The organism is Actinoplanes sp. NPDC051861 (assembly GCF_040681145.1).
GTDB lineage: Bacteria > Actinomycetota > Actinomycetes > Mycobacteriales > Micromonosporaceae > Actinoplanes.
The window spans coordinates 1,037,161-1,055,010 of sequence record NZ_JBFAYE010000001.1 but is presented as its reverse complement, the minus strand read 5'-3'; the positions used below and the strand labels follow the sequence as shown (position 1 = coordinate 1,055,010).

The 17,850-nt window shown below is 70.0% G+C and carries 16 protein-coding genes; 5 read left to right on the top strand and 11 right to left on the bottom strand.

The window, feature by feature from the left end; translation table 11 throughout:
• Position 1 precedes the first annotated feature (1 nt).
• Entirely contained in the window at positions 2-907 is a 906-nt protein-coding gene (gene miaA, locus AB0M02_RS05140) for a tRNA (adenosine(37)-N6)-dimethylallyltransferase MiaA (RefSeq protein ID WP_364221626.1), read from the bottom strand.
• 180 nt (positions 908-1,087) lie between these two features.
• Here miaA and AB0M02_RS05135 point away from each other — a divergent pair, with 180 nt between their 5' ends.
• Positions 1,088-2,296 carry a DUF349 domain-containing protein gene (locus AB0M02_RS05135; protein WP_364221623.1) on the top strand — a complete coding sequence of 403 codons (1,209 nt, stop codon included), beginning with the start codon at positions 1,088-1,090 and terminating at the stop codon, positions 2,294-2,296.
• Positions 2,297-2,504: 208 nt separating this feature from the next.
• Here AB0M02_RS05135 and AB0M02_RS05130 read toward each other — a convergent pair whose 3' ends face one another.
• A complete protein-coding gene (locus AB0M02_RS05130) occupies positions 2,505-3,458 on the bottom strand; it encodes a pyridoxal-phosphate dependent enzyme (protein ID WP_364221620.1) in 954 nt (317 codons plus the stop codon).
• An 83-nt stretch (positions 3,459-3,541) separates the two neighbouring features.
• On the opposite strand from AB0M02_RS05130, the gene AB0M02_RS05125 reads away from it, so the two are divergent.
• Entirely contained in the window at positions 3,542-4,450 is a 909-nt protein-coding gene (locus AB0M02_RS05125) for a LysR family transcriptional regulator (RefSeq protein ID WP_364221617.1), read from the top strand.
• Between the two features lie 935 nt (positions 4,451-5,385).
• A complete protein-coding gene (gene rny / locus AB0M02_RS05120; RefSeq protein WP_364221614.1) occupies positions 5,386-7,110 on the top strand; it encodes a ribonuclease Y in 1,725 nt (574 codons plus the stop codon).
• A 3-nt stretch (positions 7,111-7,113) separates the two neighbouring features.
• Here the strand turns inward: rny and AB0M02_RS05115 are convergent, their stop codons facing one another.
• From AB0M02_RS05115 to AB0M02_RS05100, 4 genes are all read right to left on the bottom strand, one after another.
• A complete protein-coding gene (locus AB0M02_RS05115; RefSeq protein WP_364221611.1) occupies positions 7,114-7,974 on the bottom strand; it encodes an amino acid ABC transporter permease in 861 nt (286 codons plus the stop codon).
• Positions 7,971-8,627 carry an amino acid ABC transporter permease gene (locus AB0M02_RS05110; RefSeq protein ID WP_364221608.1) on the bottom strand — a complete coding sequence of 219 codons (657 nt, stop codon included), beginning with the start codon at positions 8,625-8,627 and terminating at the stop codon, positions 7,971-7,973. The genes AB0M02_RS05115 and AB0M02_RS05110 overlap by 4 nt, the downstream gene beginning before the upstream one ends.
• Positions 8,628-8,696: 69 nt before the next feature.
• A complete protein-coding gene (locus AB0M02_RS05105) occupies positions 8,697-9,626 on the bottom strand; it encodes a glutamate ABC transporter substrate-binding protein (protein ID WP_364221605.1) in 930 nt (309 codons plus the stop codon).
• A gap of 38 nt (positions 9,627-9,664) precedes the next feature.
• Positions 9,665-10,417, bottom strand: a complete 753-nt coding sequence (locus tag AB0M02_RS05100) for an amino acid ABC transporter ATP-binding protein (protein ID WP_364222575.1) — start codon at positions 10,415-10,417, stop codon at positions 9,665-9,667.
• A gap of 129 nt (positions 10,418-10,546) precedes the next feature.
• Between AB0M02_RS05100 and AB0M02_RS05095 the strand changes: the two genes are divergently transcribed.
• Both AB0M02_RS05095 and miaB read left to right on the top strand, forming a co-directional pair.
• On the top strand, positions 10,547-10,969 hold the full coding sequence (locus AB0M02_RS05095; protein WP_364221602.1) for a hypothetical protein: 423 nt from the start codon (positions 10,547-10,549) through the stop codon (positions 10,967-10,969).
• Between the two features lie 19 nt (positions 10,970-10,988).
• Entirely contained in the window at positions 10,989-12,473 is a 1,485-nt protein-coding gene (miaB, locus tag AB0M02_RS05090; RefSeq protein ID WP_364221599.1) for a tRNA (N6-isopentenyl adenosine(37)-C2)-methylthiotransferase MiaB, read from the top strand.
• Between the two features lie 477 nt (positions 12,474-12,950).
• Here miaB and AB0M02_RS05085 read toward each other — a convergent pair whose 3' ends face one another.
• From AB0M02_RS05085 to AB0M02_RS05065, 5 genes are all read right to left on the bottom strand, one after another.
• A complete protein-coding gene (locus AB0M02_RS05085; RefSeq protein WP_364221596.1) occupies positions 12,951-13,787 on the bottom strand; it encodes a regulatory protein RecX in 837 nt (278 codons plus the stop codon).
• A gap of 14 nt (positions 13,788-13,801) precedes the next feature.
• A complete protein-coding gene (recA, locus tag AB0M02_RS05080) occupies positions 13,802-14,848 on the bottom strand; it encodes a recombinase RecA (protein ID WP_360195253.1) in 1,047 nt (348 codons plus the stop codon).
• 195 nt (positions 14,849-15,043) lie between these two features.
• On the bottom strand, positions 15,044-15,244 hold the full coding sequence (locus AB0M02_RS05075; RefSeq protein ID WP_364221593.1) for a DUF3046 domain-containing protein: 201 nt from the start codon (positions 15,242-15,244) through the stop codon (positions 15,044-15,046).
• 26 nt (positions 15,245-15,270) lie between these two features.
• On the bottom strand, positions 15,271-15,933 hold the full coding sequence (locus AB0M02_RS05070) for a UdgX family uracil-DNA binding protein (protein WP_364221590.1): 663 nt from the start codon (positions 15,931-15,933) through the stop codon (positions 15,271-15,273).
• A 511-nt stretch (positions 15,934-16,444) separates the two neighbouring features.
• Entirely contained in the window at positions 16,445-17,791 is a 1,347-nt protein-coding gene (locus AB0M02_RS05065; protein ID WP_364221587.1) for an aminotransferase class I/II-fold pyridoxal phosphate-dependent enzyme, read from the bottom strand.
• Between the last annotated feature and the right edge of the window lie 59 nt (positions 17,792-17,850).

The following is a 17,850-nucleotide window of genomic DNA, read 5'->3' as shown; positions in this document are numbered from 1 at the left end:
ATCATCCCGCAAGCGCCAGAGCATCCGCCACGAGCGTCGGTGCGGCGCCGTCCAGCCAGGTGACCGCGGGGTCGCGGCGGAACCAGGACCGCTGGCGGCGGACGAAACGGCGGGTGCCGCGTACGGTATCGGCTTTTGCCTCCTCCTCGCTGAGCGTCCCGTCGATCTGCGCGAGCGCCTGCTGGTAGCCGAGCGCGCGCGACGCGGTCAGCCCGTCCCGGATGCCGTCCAGGCCGCGCACCTCGTCGATCAGGCCGGCCGACCACATCAGGTCGACGCGCTGCCCGATCCGCTCGTCGAGCGCCTCGGTGTCCCGGTCGACACCGATCTGCAGCGTGTCGTAGACGGGCTTCGGGTCGGGCAGCGACGCCGTGAAGGGCCGCCCGGTCAGCTCGATCACCTCGAGGGCCCGGACGACGCGGCGGCCGTTGGTAGGCAGGATCTTCGATGCAGCCGCCGGATCCAGCGCCTGCAACCGGGAATACAACGATTCAAGGCCGGTTTCCGACATTTCGGATTCGAGGCGGGACCGGATGGCCGCGTCGGTGCCGGGAAAGTCGAAATCCTCCAGCACGGCCCGGATGTACAACCCCGACCCGCCGACCAGCAACGGCACCCGCCCCCGGGACAGGATGTCGTCGATCGCGGCGCGGGCCAGCCGCTGATATTCCGCGACCGCCGCGGCGACACGCACGTCCCAGATGTCGAGCAGGTGGTGCGGCACGCCCTCGCGCTCGGCCACCGTCAGCTTCGCGGTGCCGATGTCCATGCCCCGGTAAAGCTGCATCGAGTCGGCGTTGACCACCTCACCACCGAGTTCGTGGGCGAGAGCGATGCTCAGGGCCGACTTCCCGGCCGCCGTCGGGCCGACGACGGTGAGCACGCGAGGACTTGTCCGGAACCGCACCGACCAACCGTAGGACACCGTTGTGTCACGGTCATCGGTGGGAGCTTTCCCCTAACCGGGTTGGACCTGTGACAATGCGCGAGAAAGAATGCCGGTTAGAAGGTTGGCATTCAGACTGCGCTGTGGCGGTGGCCGCGGGCTCGGACGAGCCGGCGACGCCGGGAGAACGAGGATGAGCTCATGAACGACTGGACGGCCTTCGGGCGCGTGGATGCCGACGGCACCGTGTACGTGAAGACCGCCGAGGGCGACCGGGTGGTCGGCTCCTGGCAGGCGGGCACCCCGGAGGAGGGGCTCGCCCACTTCGCCCGGCGTTTCGAGGACCTGGTGACCGAGGTCGACCTCGTCGAGGCTCGCCTCAAGTCCGGCGCGGCCGACGCCGCTCACTCGCTGAGCAGCGTCAAGCGCCTGCGGACCCAGCTCGACGAGGCTCACGTGGTCGGCGACATCGACGGTCTCGCCGCCCGCCTGGAACGCCTCGCCGGTCTCGCCGAGGAGAAGGCCGGTGAGGCCCGCGCCGCTCGCGAGGTGGCCCGCACCGAGGCCCTGGCCCGCAAGACCGCGCTGGTCGAGGAGGCGGAGAAGATCGCCGCCGACGCCACCGGCTGGAAGACGGCCGGCGACCGCCTCAAGGAGATCCTCGACGAGTGGAAGACCATCCGCGGCGTCGACAAGAAGACCGACGGCGAGCTGTGGAAGCGTTTCGCCGCCGCCCGCGACGGCTTCACCCGTCGCCGCGGCGCGCACTTCGCCACGCTGGACGGGCAGCGCAAGCAGGCCCAGACGGCGAAGGAGGAGCTGGTCAAGGAGGCGGAGAGCCTTTCCGACTCGACCGAGTGGTCCACCACCGCCAACCGGCTCAAGGAGCTGATGGCCGAGTGGAAGGCGGCGCCGCGCGCCGCCAAGGAGGCCGAGCAGCGTCTCTGGGAACGCTTCCGGGCCGCGCAGGACGCCTTCTTCACCCGCCGCAGCGAGGTCTTCTCCGCCCGCGACGCGGAGTACCAGGGGAACCTCGAGAAGAAGCAGGCCATCCTCACCGAGATCGAGTCCCTGGACGTCGACTCGGACCCGCGCGGCGCGCAGAACAGGCTCCGTGACGCCCAGGCCGCATGGCACGACGCCGGCCGGGTGCCGCGCGAGTCGGCCGCCTCCCTGGACCGCCGCTGGCGTGCCGCGGAGGAGCGGATCCGCGTCGCGATGGACTCGGCGTGGCGCAAGACCAGCCCTCAGGACAACCCGCTGCTGCGCCAGATGCGCGAGCAGGTGGCGGAGGCGGAGCAGCGTCTCGCGCGGGCCCAGGCGGCCGGCGACCAGCGCCGCATCAAGGAAGCCGAGCAGGCCCTCAACTCGAAGAAGCAGTTCCTCGCCCTGGCGGAGCAGGCGAGCTGATCTTTCGGCTTTTTTTACGGTACGCGCAGTCGTGCTCTGCCGCGGGTGACTCGCGGCCTGCCTGCCGCTCAGGGCCGCAGCGCGCCTTACGCGACATGTGGGTGGCAGGGGTAAGCCCGGCGTGACTCCACGCCGGGCTCCCGGCGCACCTCAGGGCGTTTTCGCGCGGTCGGCGCGGCTCAGCGCCTTTTCACGGGGTCGGCGCGGCTCAGGGTTGGCTGAGGGTCGCGGTTTCCGTGGGGTCGGCGTTGCCGCCGGTGCAGACGACGGCGACGCGGCGGCCGGAGAAGAGGCTGGGATTGGCGAGGACGCCGGCCAGAGCAGCCGCCCCGGCGCCCTCGGCGAGCGTGTGCGCGGCGCCCGCCATCAGACGCCGGGCCTCGGTGATCTGCTCGTCGCTGACCAGCAGGAAGTCCGCCAGACGATCCCGCATGACGGCCTGCGGCAGGGCGAACCCGCGCCCGGTGGCCAGACCCGCGGCCGTGGTCCGGTTGGGGCGCTCGACGAGCGTTCCGGCACGCCAGGAGTCATGGGCGGCGGGTGAGGCGCCGGACTGGACCGCGATCACCGAACAGCGCGGAGCCAGTGCAGATGCCACCAGGCAGGCCGCGGCAGCGCCGGTACCGCTGCCGACCGGCACGACGATCGCGTCCAGGTCCGGGCGGGCCTCCAGGACCTCCAGATAGAGGGTGCCGACCCCGGCCAGCAGTTCCGGCGTGTCACCGGGACTGATCAGCCGGGCGCCGGTCTCAGCGGCGTGCTGCCGGGCATATCGCTCGGCGTCCTCAAGGCTGTCGCCGGTACGCACGGCACGGGCACCCCAGCCCTCGACGGCGTCGGCCTTGGACTGCGGGGTTCCGGCGGGCATGGCGACGGTGCACTTCACGCCGAAGACCTGTCCCGCGTAGGCGAGCGACTGCGCGTGATTACCCGTGGACCAGGTGACGATGCCCCGGGCGCGATCCTCCGGAGGCATCCCGGCGAGCAAGGTCAGGCCCCCGCGCACCTTGAACGCACCGACGGGCTGCGTGTTCTCGTGTTTGACAAGAACGAACGTTCTTGCCACTTGATCCACCAGGGGATAAGACCACATCGGGGTGGGCGGCAGGAGATCACGGAGCAACGCGCGAGCCGCGTAGACGGCATCGATGGTCAGGTCCATGCCTTGATCGTCGAGCACCACGAAGCATAGGTCCAATGTCAAAGTTCTCGGTGATCCATAGATCCGATTGATACGTTGGCCGGATGCTCGACGTCACCCGCCTCACCGTCCTGGTAGCCGTTGCCCGGCACGGGTCGGTCACCGCCGCTGCTCGGGCGCTGCACTACGCCCAGCCGTCGGTGAGCCACCACCTGGCCCGGCTTGAGGCGGAGACCGGCAGCCGGCTGCTCCAGCGGGTCGGGCGCGGCGTGCGGCTCACCGAGGCCGGGCGGCTGCTCGCGGACCGGGCGGAGGAGATCCTGGGACGGCTCACAGCGGCCGAGGCGGAGCTCGCGGAGCTGACCGGGTTGCGCGGCGGACGCGTACGGCTGGCGGCGTTCCCCTCGGCGCTCGGCACTTTCGTACCCGTTGCGGCGGCCGGTTTCGCGGCCGCCCACCCGGCGGTGGATCTGCGGTTCGTGCAGGCGGAACCGCCCGAGGCCCTGCGGCTGTTGCGCAACGGCGAGGTGGAGGCCGCGGTCGTGTTCGACCACCCGGAAACGGTGCCGGAGAGCGCCGGGACACGGCTGGAGACGCTGTTCGAGGAGCCGTCGAGCCTGGTGGTGCCGGCGGACTGGGCCGGGGACAGCCTCGCCGACCATCGGGACCGGCCGTGGATCAGCGGGTGCGAGCGCTGCCGGGCGCGGCTGCTGAGCGCGTGCGCGGCGGAGGGCTTCACACCGGACATCCGGTTCACGACGGACGACTACGTGGCGGTGCAGGCGCTGGTCGCCGCCGGGATGGGCGCGACGACCCTGCCCGCCCTCGCGCTCGCCGCACACCGCGATCCACGCGTGCGGGTGGTGCCGCTGGCCGGCCCCGGGCGGCGGATCTCGGTGGCGGTGCTCGGTGAACCGCCCGACCCGCCGGGCACGGCCGCACTGCTCGACCATCTCCGGGCTGGGGCATTGGTGACGGTCCGGGCCCCTCTCACCGATATAGTCCCGATGTGAGGATCTTTCCTCACGCTCCGTGTTCCCCACATCCCCCGCCAGCGGGACCGGAGATAATGGATGCGAGGCGCCGCCTGCTGGCACAGCGTCAACGACTCCTGGCGTCATCGTACGGAACGTCGGAAATATCCCGACGGGTCGTGAGCTGGGCGTAAGCACGTCTGTGCCCTACGTCCCATCCGCTGCCGAATCATGAGTCCTTGACCGAACCGGTGCTTGCGACCTAGCCTCGCGTTACACAAGGTTTGCTCGACCATCGCATGCAACAGATACAACATAGATCGCATTACATTACGGCATCACTTGGGCGGCTCGCCGCCCACGCGAAGGCCTCCACCGGCCGCCGACCGCGCGGCAGGTGGCGCGACATACATCGGCGGTCAACCCACAACTCCACACACTCCGATCCGAGCAACGATCGACCGACTCGTCAGTCGGCGGCGGTCCGCTGATCCACGATCGGTGACGTGACCGGCGGCGCCCGGTCAGCCACGAAACGGCTGTCCTGTCTCGTCGCGGGAAGCGCTTTCCGATCCGGTGGGAATTCAGCGGCCACAGCCGACGGTCTCCCGTCGCCCCTGGGCCAGGTTCCTGTTCCCCGGGCGACAGGAGACAGTCCCGGCGTACCCGACTTACCGGACCAGCCCGGTCTCCGGCGATCCCAACAAATCGGCTTAAGAACCGAAAAGTTGGATCCAGGGAGCGGGACGCGCCCGGCACCCGGGGCGCCGGCCGACGACCGCACCCGAGGGGACCACCCCGGGCCGCGGAAGCCGGGGAATCGCCGGCTCCGGACGGCGGAGACTGGAGGCTCGGGGGAAGCCGACGGCGGAGCGTGTGAGCCGCCGATTGTGGTCATCTGCCTTGGTCGGGCATCCCGCACACAGGGCCGTGCGCGTGAACACCGCGCCGGTGGCGAAGGGAGACGCGGCGAGATGACCCCCCTGGTCTGGGTGCTCGTGGTTGCGACCATAGTGCTCGCCGTGTCCGTGACAACGGCCATCGTCTTCGGCATGCGCGCGCTGCGTAACCTGCAGGCGGTCCGCCAGGACGCCGCGGTCCGGCAGGAGCAGGCGGTCGGCGACGCACAGGCCAAGGTCGAGGACGCCAATGCAAAGGCAGCTTCGGTACGGGCCGAGACCGCCGCCGCCAAAGCCGAGGCCGGTGCCGCCCGCGCCGAGGCCCGACGTGTCCTGGAGACCGCGCACGGCGAGGCCGACACGATCCTCGAACACGCTCACCGGCAAGCCGAGGCGGATGCCGAGCAGCTCCGCGCCGCCGCCCGCCGCTCCGGTGAGCGGGAGATCGCCCTGCTCAACGCCACCGTGAAGGAGCAGTCCGCGGAGGTGGAGCGCCGCGCCGCCCGGATCGACGAGCGGGAACGGCTGCACGGCGAGGAGGTCGAGCGCCTGGTGGAGCGCGAGCGCCGCCTGGCGGCCCTGGAGTCCGACCTGTCCGCCCGCGAGTCGATCCTGACGAAGCGGGAGGCCGAGGTGGCGAAGGCGGAGGAGACGCGCCGCCGTGAGCTGGAGCGGATCGCCGGCCTGACCGCGGACACCGCCCGCGCCGAGCTGATCGAGGTGATCGAGGGGCAGGCGAAGCGCGAGGCCGCGATCCTGATCCGCGACATCGAGACCGAGGCGAAGAGCACCGCCGACACCCGGGCCCGGCACATCGTGGTCGACGCCATCCAGCGGATCGCCAGCGAGCAGACCGCGGAGAGTGTGGTCAGCGTCCTGCACCTGCCGAGCGACGAGATGAAGGGCCGGATCATCGGCCGGGAGGGCCGCAACATCCGGGCGTTCGAGTCGACAACCGGCGTCAACCTGATCATCGACGACACTCCCGAGGCGGTGTTGCTGTCGTGCTTCGATCCCGTACGCCGTGAAGTTGGCCGCCTGACCCTGGAGAAGCTGGTGCTGGACGGCCGGATCCACCCGCACCGGATCGAGGAGGTCTTCGACAGCGCCAAGAACGAGGTGGAGCGCCTCTGCGACCGGGCCGCCGAGGAGGCGCTGGTCGACGTCGGCATCACGAACATCCACCCGGAGCTGGTGAAGCTGCTGGGACGTCTGCGGTACCGGACCAGTTACGGCCAGAACGTTCTGAAGCATCTCGTGGAGACCGCGCACATCGCCGGCATCATGGCGGCCGAGCTGGGGCTGGACGTGCCGACGATGAAGCGGAGCGCGTTCCTGCACGACATCGGCAAGGCGCTGACCCACGAGGTGGAGGGCAGTCACGCCCTGATCGGTGCCGACCTGGCCCGCAAGTACGGCGAGCACGAGGACGTCGTCCACGCCATCGAAGCGCATCACAACGAGGTGCAGCCACAGACCATCGAGGCTGTGCTGACCCAGGCCGCGGACGCCTGCTCGGGTGGCCGGCCGGGGGCCCGGCGGGAGAGCTTGGAAGCGTACGTCAAACGCCTTGAGCGAATCGAAGAGATCGCCGGCGGCAAAACGGGCGTCGAGAAGGTCTTCGCCATGCAGGCGGGCCGCGAGATCCGGGTGATGGTCCGCCCGGACGACATCGACGACATCGGCGCCGCTGTGCTGGCCCGCGACGTGGCCAAGCAGATCGAGGAGGAGCTGACCTATCCGGGCCAGATCCGCGTCACGGTCGTCCGCGAGTCCCGTGTGACGGAGCTGGCCCGGTAAGCCTCAGACCTGCCGGGTCACGTCCTGCAGGGGCACCGGCTTGGCCGCCACGGTGGCCTTGGGCACCCGGGTCAGGCGCCGCTGCAGCCACCAGGCGAAGGCCGACAGGGCGCCGCACATCGCGATGTAGATCGCGCCGATCACCAGGTACGCCGGGACGTAGGGCAGGCCGAACGCCAGCCGCCCGCCGATCGTCTTGCCTGCCGTCAGCAACTCCGGGTACGTGATGATGAAGCCCAGCGCGGTGTCCTTGAGCAGCACCACCAGCTGGCTGACGATGGCCGGGAGCATGGCCCGGAACGCCTGCGGCAGCAGGATCAGCCGCATCACCTGGTTCTTGCGCATGCCGATGGCGTACGCCGCCTCCGACTGGCCCTTGGCGACCGCGTTGATACCGGCCCGGAAGATCTCCGCGAGCACCGACCCGTTGTACAGCGTCAGGCCGATGACCAGCGCCCACATCTTGTCGATGGACCAGCCGTACTGCAGCGGAACGTAGTAGCCGAAGAAGATCAGGATGAGCAGCGGGATGGCCCGGAACAGCTCGACCACCCAGGTCGACGGCGCGCGCAGCAGAGCGCGGTCGCTGAGCCGCCCGGACGCGAAGACCGCGCCGAAGAGCAGGGCTAGCACCGCCGCGATGCCGGCCGCCTGGAGGGTGGCCACGATGCCGTTCACGATCTCCATCTGAACGGCCTTGAACTTGAACTGCTCCCACCGGCGGGCCTCGAACTGCCCGGTCTTCCAGAACCGGTAGATCACGAAGGCGATCAGCCCCGCGATGGCCAGCGTGGCCAGCACGCCGATGACGGCGTTGCGGCGCCGCCCGCGCGGGCCGGGCAGGTCGTACAGCACCGAGCTCATCGCGCCACCGCCATCCGCCGTTCCAGGGTCCGCTGCAGCAGGATCAGCGGTGCGATCAGAATGAGGAAGCCGATGACGATCCACAGCAGCACGTAGAACTGCGGCTCACCGCGCTCGGCCATGTAGAACGGGATCGCTCCCGCCTCCAGGACGGAGAACCCGGCGGCGATCGTCGTGTTCTTCAGCATGGCGATCAGAACGCTCATCAGCGGCGGCACCATGGCCCGCAGCGCCTGCGGCAGCACGATCTGCGTGAGCACCTGGTCGAACGTCATGCCGATGGCGCGTGCCGCCTCCGCCTGGCCCGGGTTCACCGTGTTGATGCCCGACCGCACGACCTCACAGACGAACGCCGCGGTGTAGACCGTCAGCGCTGTGAAGGCGGCGGTGTCGTACTCCAGGTTCACGTCCAGCTTCGGTACCGCGAACACCAGGAACGCGAAGACCAGCGTCAGCGGCGTGTTGCGCACGATGTTGACGTAGGAGGCGCCGAACCAGCGCAGTGCCGGGATCGGCGAGACCCGGAAAGCACCGAGCAGTGTGCCCAGCACCAGGCTGCCCACCGCCGCGATCAGGAACAGCTTGACCGTGTTGGTGAAGCCGTCGAGATACAGGTCCCAGTTGTCGGTCAGAACCCGGAAGAACTCAGTCATACCCCGTCCTTCAAATCACCGGCCGGCGCCGGGTGGCGAACCACCCGACGCCGGCCGGCGCGGCGTGAATCAGTAACGCTCGAGGGTCGGCGGGGTGGCCGGCGAACCGGACTTGCCCAGCGTGCCGTCGTAGATCTTCTGCCAGGTGCCGTCCTTGAACGCGGCCTCCAGCGCGTTGTTGACCGCGTCGCGGAACGCCTTGTCGTCACGCGGCAGGCCGATGCCGTACTTCTCCTCGCTGAACGGCTGGCCGACGACCTTCAGGTCGTCCGGGCTCTGCGCCGCGTAGCCCTTGAGGATCGCGTCGTCGGTGGTGACGGCGTCGACCTTCTTGTCGAGCAGCTGCGAGACGCACTCGGAGTAGGTCTTGAACTCGACGATGTTCTCCGGCTCGGTCAGAGCCTCGTCGCGGACCCGCTGGATCGGCGTGGAGCCGGTCGCGGAGCAGACCTTCTTGCCCTTGAGCGTGTCCTTGCTGGTGATCGCGGTCTCGTCCTTGCGGACCAGCAGGTCCTGGCCGGCGATGAAGTACGGCCCGGCGAACGAGACGTCGGCCTTGCGCTTGTCGGTGATCGAGTAGGTGCCGACGTAGTAGTCGATCTCGCCACCCTTGATCGCCGTCTCGCGGTTGGCGGACGGGATCTCCTTGTACTCGATCTTCGCCGGGTCGACGCCCAGCTTGGACGCCAGGTACTGCGCGACCTCGATGTCGAAGCCGCAGCGCGTGCCGGAGGTGTCCTTGTAGCCCAGGTTCGGCTGGTCGAACTTGACGCCGACCTTCACCGCCCCCGCGGACTTGATCTTGTCGAACGTCGCGCTGCCGGTGACGGCCGCCGCCGAGTCCGCGGTGAAGGTCGCGCCGGACGTCGTGCAGGTGTCCGAGGCGGGAGCCGCGCCACTGCCGGCGCCGCTGGGAGTGGGCGTGCCCTCCTCGCCACAGGCGGCCAGGGTGAAGGCGAAGGCCGCGGTGGCGACCATCGCTACCCGCTTCATACGCATGCTCAATCTCCTCTTGTAAGTGACAGAAAGGGCAACGGTCAGTGCGTCAAGATCTTGGAAAGGAAATCCTTCGCCCGATCCGTCTTCGGATTCGCGAAGAATTCGGCCGGCGAGGCCTGTTCGACTAGTTGTCCGTCTGCCATAAACACGACACGGTTGGCGGCGTGCCGCGCGAAGCCCATCTCGTGGGTGACGACGACCATCGTCATGCCCTCGGCCGCCAGCGACGTCATCACGTCCAGCACCTCGCCGACCATCTCCGGGTCGAGCGCGCTGGTCGGCTCGTCGAAGAGCAGGGCCTTGGGCTGCATGGCCAGCGCGCGGGCGATCGCCACACGCTGCTGCTGGCCGCCGGAGAGCTGCGCCGGGAACTTGTCCGCCTGGTTGGCGATGCCGACCCGCTCCAGCAGCGACATGGCCCGCTCGCGAACCACGGCCGCCTTCTCCTTGCGGACCTTGACCGGGCCGATCATCACGTTCTGCAGGATGGTCTTGTGCGCGAACAGGTTGAAGGACTGGAAGACCATGCCGACCTCGCTGCGCAGGCGGGCGAGCGCCCGCCCCTCGGCGGGCAGCGGCTGTCCGTCGAACGTGATCGTGCCGGAGTCGATCGGCTCCAGCCGGTTGATGGCGCGGCACAGCGTGGACTTGCCGGACCCGGACGGTCCGATCACGACCACGACCTCACCGCGCGCAACAGAAAGGTCCACATCCTGCAGCACGTGCAAGGGCCCGAACCACTTGTTGACGTTCTCAAGGACGATGAGAGCCTCGTCTGCCACCCGTTCCATCCGCTCCGGTCGTCGGTTCACTCGAATGGACACACCCTATGGGGCGGTCCGTATCGGATCGTGTCGAGAATGGTCACGGAGCGGTAACACAGCAGGTGCGTGGGAATTGGGGTGGACACCATGATGGGTATGGCGGCAGACGGCCTGTGGAACTGGAGTGTGGCCGCGCGGGTCGGTCCCGACCTGGTCCGGGGCGCGCTGGCCGGTGCGCTGGAGCGTCCCGTGCACGAGATGGTGCCCGCCGGCGAGCTGCTCTGCGACGTCTATCACGTCGGTGGCGACTTCCCGACAGTCGTCGACGTCTTCCTCGCCCCGTCCGACGTCACGGAGGCGACGATCGCCAGCGCGGTCGCGGTCCGGCTGCACGCCGCGGTCCTCCTTCCGGACGACTCGCTCGACGCGTCGCGGTACATCCTGGCCGAGCCGGACGGCACCCTGCGGCCGGTGCACGTCGACGAGGAGGAGACCGACGACGGCACGGAACGCCGAGGGCTGCGCCCGTGTGACGGATGTGAGCCCGCGTGTACGCCGGGGCGACCCGCCGCGGCGTAAGCAGTACCCTGGTCACGCCATGACTACCGAGACGCAGGGCACCCCTCGCACGTACGACGTGCGTACCTACGGCTGCCAGATGAACGTGCACGACAGCGAGCGGATCTCCGGCCTGATGGAGGACGCCGGCTACGTCCGCGCCGCTGACGTGGACGCGGCGGACGTCGTCGTCTTCAACACCTGCGCGGTACGGGAGAACGCCGACAACCGCCTCTACGGCAACCTCGGCCACCTGCGGCCGACGAAGCTGAAGCACCCCGGGATGCAGATCGCGGTCGGCGGCTGCCTCGCGCAGAAGGATCAGGGCGACATCGTCAAGAAGGCGCCCTGGGTCGACGTGGTCTTCGGCACACACAACATCGGCTCCCTGCCGGCCCTGCTGGAACGCGCCCGGCACAACGAGGAGGCGCAGGTCGAGATCCTCGAGTCGCTCGAGGTCTTCCCGTCGACGCTGCCCACCAAGCGCGAGTCGACGTACGCGGGCTGGGTGTCGATCTCGGTCGGCTGCAACAACACCTGCACGTTCTGCATCGTCCCGAGCCTGCGCGGCAAGGAGAAGGACCGCCGTCCCGGCGACATCCTCGCGGAGGTGCGCGCGCTGGTCGCCGAGGGCGTCCTCGAGGTCACCCTGCTCGGCCAGAACGTGAACTCCTACGGCGTCGAGTTCGGCGACCGGCTCGCCTTCGGCAAACTCCTGCGCGCCACCGGCGAGATCGAGGGCCTGGAGCGGGTCCGCTTCACCAGCCCCCACCCGAAGGACTTCACCGACGACGTGATCGCCGCGATGGCCGAGACGCCCAACGTCTGCCACTCGCTGCACATGCCGCTGCAGTCCGGCTCCGACCGTGTGCTCAAGGCGATGCGCCGCAGCTACCGCCAGGAGAAGTACCTCGGCATCATCGAGAAGGTGCGCGCCGCCATGCCGGACGCCGCCATCACGACGGACATCATCGTCGGCTTCCCGGGCGAGACCGAGGAGGACTTCGAGCAGACCCTCGAGGTCGTCCGCCGCGCCCGCTTCTCCAGCGCCTTCACCTTCCAGTACTCGAAGCGTCCCGGCACCCCCGCGGCGACGATGGAGGAGCAGGTCCCGAAGGCTGTCGTGCAGGACCGCTACAACCGCCTGATCGCCACTCTCGAGGACATCACCTGGGACGAGAACAAGAAACTCGTCGGGTCGAAGGTCGAGGTCCTGGTCGCGGTCGGCGAGGGCCGCAAGGACGAGCGCACGGGCCGGCTGAGCGGCCGAGCCCGAGACGGCCGCCTGGTCCACTTCAACACCGGCGATCTGGCCCCCCGCCCCGGCGACATCATCGAGACGGTCGTCACATACGCCGCCCCCCACCACCTCAACGCCGACGGCGAACCGCTGTCACACCGCCGCACGCGGGCCGGCGACGCTTCCGAGGCGGGCCGCACCCCCAAGCTCAAGGGCGTCTCCCTGGGCCTCCCCACACTCGGCGTCCCGGCACCCCTCCCGCCTGCGGAGGGTTGCGCACTCTAGGCCGACCTCACCCCCCGGCGACTCTGCGGGCCGGCCCGCACACGCGCGGGCACAGCCCAGCGCGACGTGACACAGCCCAGTGCGGCGCGGCACAGCCCGGCGCGACGTGACACGGCCCGGTGCGGCGCGGCGCGGCGCGGCCCAGCGCAGGTCGACGCGGCCCAGTCCGATGCTCGGCGAAGCCCGGCGGGTAATACCCAGCCCGGCGCGGCGCGGCGCGGCGTGGCCCGGCGCGGCCCGGCGCGGCGCGGCGTGGCCCGGCGCGGCGTGGCCCGGCGCGGTGCGGCCCGGCGCAGCACGACGTGACGCGGCGCGGTGCGGTGCGGCGGACGCGGCGTGGCCGGCGCGGTGCGGCCCGGCGCGGCGCAGCACGACGTGGCCCGGCGCGGTGCGGCGCAGGCCGACGCGGCCCAGCCCGGAGCCCGGCGCGGCCTGCCCGGCGCGGCGCGGTTTGGGTGGGGTGGTTCTGGGCGGAAGTTAGGTGGGTGGGTCGGTGGCGTGGTCGGCGAGGGCGTCGGCGTCTATGCCCTCGGCGAACTCGGCTGCTTCGGCGTCGCGGGCGGCCAGGGCGTCCTTGACGGCTCGGATGGCGATGCCGGCGGCGTAGCCCTTGCGAGCCAGCATGGCCACCAGACGGCGGAAGACGGCCTCCGGCGTGCCGTGGGCGGTGCGTAGTTTGCGGTCGACCAGGGCGCGCGCCGTAGCCGCTTCCGACTCGTCGTCGAGCGACTCCAGTGCCTCGCCTGCGGTCTCGGCGTCGACACCGCGCTGGCGCAACTCGTTGGCCAGAGCTCTGCGGGCCAGACCGCGCCCCTGATGGCGGCTGGTGACCCACGCACGGGCGAACGCGGCGTCGTCGATGATGCCGACCTCGTCATAGCGGTCGAGCACCTCAGCGATCACCTCTTCGGAGATCTCCTTGCGTGCCAGGACCTTCGCCAGCTCGGCCCGAGTGCGCGGCCGGACGGCGAGCTGGCGAAGGCAGATCTCACGCGCCAGCTCAGGCTCGCTCAGCTGCGGTTTCGCCGGCCTGCGCTCACGACCCGCCGCCTCCCCCGCCGAATCCCGCCCGCCCACCGAACCCAACTCGCCTCGCTCGGCCGCCGAATCCCGCCCGCCCGCCGAACCCCGGGCGTCCGCCCAACCCCGGTCGCCCGGTGAGGCCCACGGGTCTGTTGTGTCGGCCGGGCGGCGGCCTCGTCGGGTGGTGCGGCGCTGGGCCCCCGCACCGCCGCCCTCGGGGTCGTCGGACTCGGTCCGGGGCGGGATGGCATCCCATCCGCGCCCGGACCTCGCACCACGTCGTCCGGCCATCGCCGTTTACCGGATCAGAAGTCGACCGGGGGCAGCTCGGGGCCGCCGGCGGCGTCACCGGTGGTCTGTCCCACGCCGAGCTTCTCCAGGATCTTCTTCTCGATCTCGGCGGCGACGTCGGGGTTCTCCTTGAGAAACTCCCGCGCCTTCTCCTTGCCCTGGCCGAGTTGGTCGCCGTCATACGTGTACCACGCGCCGGACTTGCGGATGATGCTCTGCTCGACACCGACATCGATGAGCGAACCCTCGCGGGAGATGCCCTTGCCATACATGATGTCGAACTCGGCCTGCTTGAACGGCGCGGCCACCTTGTTCTTGACGACCTTGACCCGGGTGCGGTTGCCGACGACGTCGGTGCCGTCCTTCAGGCTCTCGATGCGGCGCACGTCGAGACGCACGGAGGCGTAGAACTTCAGCGCGCGGCCACCGGTCGTCGTCTCGGGCGAGCCGAACATGACGCCGATCTTCTCGCGGAGCTGGTTGATGAAGATCGCGGTCGTGCCGGAGTTGTTCAGGATGCCGGTGATCTTCCGGAGTGCCTGGCTCATCAGCCGGGCCTGGAGGCCGACGTGACTGTCGCCCATCTCACCCTCGATCTCGGCGCGGGGCACGAGCGCGGCGACCGAGTCGATGACGATGATGTCGAGCGCGCCGGAGCGGATCAGCATGTCCGCGATCTCGAGCGCCTGCTCACCGGTGTCCGGCTGGGAGACGAGCAGCGCGTCGGTGTCGACGCCCAGCGCCCTCGCATATTCCGGGTCGAGCGCGTGCTCGGCGTCGATGAACGCCGCGATGCCGCCGGCCTTCTGCGCGTTGGCCACGGCGTGCAGCGCGACCGTCGTCTTACCGCTCGACTCCGGCCCGTAGACCTCGATGACGCGGCCCCGCGGCAGGCCACCGACGCCGAGCGCCACGTCGAGGGCGATGGAGCTGGTCGGGATGACGGCGGTCTGCACGACCGGCCGCTCCCCGAGGCGCATCACGGAGCCCTTGCCGAACTGCTTGTCGATCTGTGCCAGCGCTAGCTCGAGCGCCTTTTCCCGATCCGGTCCTGCCACCATTGCCGCCACCCCTGTATTCGACTTCGCGGTCTTCGTCGAAGAGCTCTTGTTCACCACGGCCGACACGGTATGCGGTGGGTACGACAAAAATCATCCACCCCACCGTCGGCCTGTGGACAGCCGAGCCGCTGTGGACAATAGCCGAACACCTGTACGACGATCGAACGACACGCCGAACAAACGTACGAAAGCAGCTCAGCGTAGTCGTGACGGCACTCGATCGGGATATGCCGTCACCACAGCACGCCAGATAGTGGCGGTCTCGACACCCTGAGCAATGGCCTGGTCGATCGTGCGCCCTCCGAGATCGCTGAAAGCGTGATCCGCCGCGATACTTCGGGCATAGGCCGCTCCGAACGTCTGCTCGAGACGTCCCCAAAAGTCTGTCAACCGCACCGTTCGAGATTACCCAGGCGGCTGTTTCAGGCCACCGCGGCGGCGGCCACCCTCAAATCGTCGACCAGACTTCGGTACGCCGAGTCGCGATCGTCCGCCCGCAGGACCGCCGAAGGATGGATGGTCGCCAGCGCCTTGATCTCGGCGACCGGGAAGTCCTCCGGGTGCTGCGCCGAGGCGGGCCACGGCATCAACTGGCCGCGCGACCTGGTGACCCGGAACGAGGGGCCGAGCAGCGCCTTACCCGCCGTCGCGCCGAGAATGACCACCAACTCCGGCTGGAGCAGCGAGAACTCCGCCACCAGCCAGGGTCGGCAGGCGGTGATGTGCGCCGGACCGGGGTTCTGGTGGATCCGCCGCCTGCCCCGCAGCTCGAACCGGAAATGCTTCACCGCGTTCGTGATGTAGAGGTCGGCCGGATCGATGCCGGCGTCGTCGACAGCCTCACGCAGCAGCCGGCCGGCCGGCCCGACGAACGGCAGGCCACGCTGGTCCTCGACGTCACCCGGCTGCTCACCGACGAAGACGATCCGCGCGTGCGGAGCGCCCCGGCCGAAGACGGTCTGGGTCGCGTCCTGGTACAGCTCGCAGCCCTGACAGCCGGCCGCAGCCGACTTCAGCTCGTCGATGCTCTCGGACCGCGGCGGAACCCACCGTTCCGCGCCGACCGGCGTCCCTGTCGATGGCATTGCTCCGTTCTACCCGCACGAGGCTCCGGCATGCCGACCGCCCTGCCCCTCCCGGAGGACAGCAGTCCCCCAGCCGGCGTCACCACACCGCCGCGTCGAATGGTCGGCCGACATCGCCGCCACGGCAGATCCCGGTCGACGTCGCCACGACGGCGAATCCCGGCCGGCGTGGCTATGGCAGGTCCCGGCAGCGTCACCGCCACGGCAAGTCCCGGCCGGTGTGGCCATGGCGAGTCCCGGCAGCGCGTCACCGCCACGACGGCGGGTCCCGGCAGCGTCGCCGCCACGGCAGATCCCGGTCGACGTCGCCACGGCGGCGGGTCCCGGCAGCGTCACCGCTACGGCAGGTGCCGGCTCGGTGTAGCCACGACGGCGTAGGCGCCCACAAGGCGCAGCCGGTCGACGGCGCTGCCTCGGCAGGATGGCGGAGCAGAAATCCTTGATGCTGGGTCGGCGGCCCGGCAGGGAGCCCGCATCGGGGGTGGGCACGGGGTGGTGGGAGTGGTTGGTGTCACCTCATAGGCGCTCCTGTGCCTGCGGTGCCGGTGGCGGTTGCCACTGCTCGGGCCAGGGTTGGGATCTCGGGTTCGGTCAGGGAGCTGATGGTTATCCGGATGCCGGGAGCGGAGCGGAGGCGGAAGAGGGCGCCGGGGGCCACCGCGTAGCCCGCGTCACGGAGGCCGGCGACGGCGCGGGTTTCGTCGGGGACCGGGATCCAGACGTTGATGCCGCTGTCGCCGGAGGCGGGGAGGCCGGCAGCTCGAAGGGCTTCCAGGAGGCCACGACGGCGAGCTGAGTAGACGCCGGCGGCGGTCCGCACCCACTCGGTGACGTCGGGGTCGCGCCACAGGTGAAGGAGGAGTCGCTGCTGGAGGGTGGAAACCCAGCCCATCCCGATGCGCATCCGGCCGGTGACGCGGGCGATCGTGGTCTCGTCGCCGGCCAGCACCGCGATGCGCAGGTCAGGGCCGAAGGGCTTGGAGGCGGAGCGGACGAAGGCCCAGGAACGGGTGACCGGGCCGATGCAGTGCGGTGGCTGCTCGGCCAACTCGGCGGCGTGGTCGTCCTCGATGACGACGGTCTCGGGACGGCCGGACAGCAGGTCACGGAGGAGTGTGGCGCGCTCCTCGCTCACCGCGGCTCCGGTCGGGTTCTGCGCGCGGACGGTGACGACGACGGCTCGCGCGCCGGCACGCAGGGCCTCGTCGAGCGAGCCGGGATCGGGGCCCTGGTCGTCGACGGCGAACGGCACGGACCGCAGGCCCATGGCGGCGATCAGATCGATCAGGTTGGCCCAGCAGGGGTCCTCGACGGCGACCGCGTCACCCGGGCGCAGATGTGCGTTCAGCACCCTCTCGATCGAGTCGAGGGCACCGGCGGTCACCGTGATGGCCGAGTCGGCGACCGGAATGCCCTGGGTGAGCAGGCGAGGGCGGGCCGCATCGACGAGTTCCGGCATGGCGAGCGCGCTCGCGTACCCCTGTGGTGGTCCTGTTTGTGCGGCGATGGCCGCGAGTGACGCACCCAGCGGAGGGAGCAGATTGATCTCCGGCTCGCCGGTGGAGAGGTCTCGGAGGCTCTCCGGGACGGGCGAGAGCAACGCTGACCTGGGCACAGTGACCGCCGGGCGCGCCCGAATCCTGGTCCCCCGGCGCCCCTCGGTCTCGATCACGCCGCGCTGTCGAAGGTCCTGATAGGCCTTGGCGACCGTGGCCGGACTGACGTGCAGAGCTCCGGCGAGGATCCGCACCGACGGCAGAGCGGCTCCGGTGACCCACTCGCCCCGGACGACGCCGGATTCGATGCTCGCCGAAATCTCTGCGGCAGTCTCTCCGCTGACCTGATACTGTGCTGGCACAGATGCGATTCTGTACTAGTACAGCCTCATCCGCAACCTGATTGGCCTCGGAGGTTTCG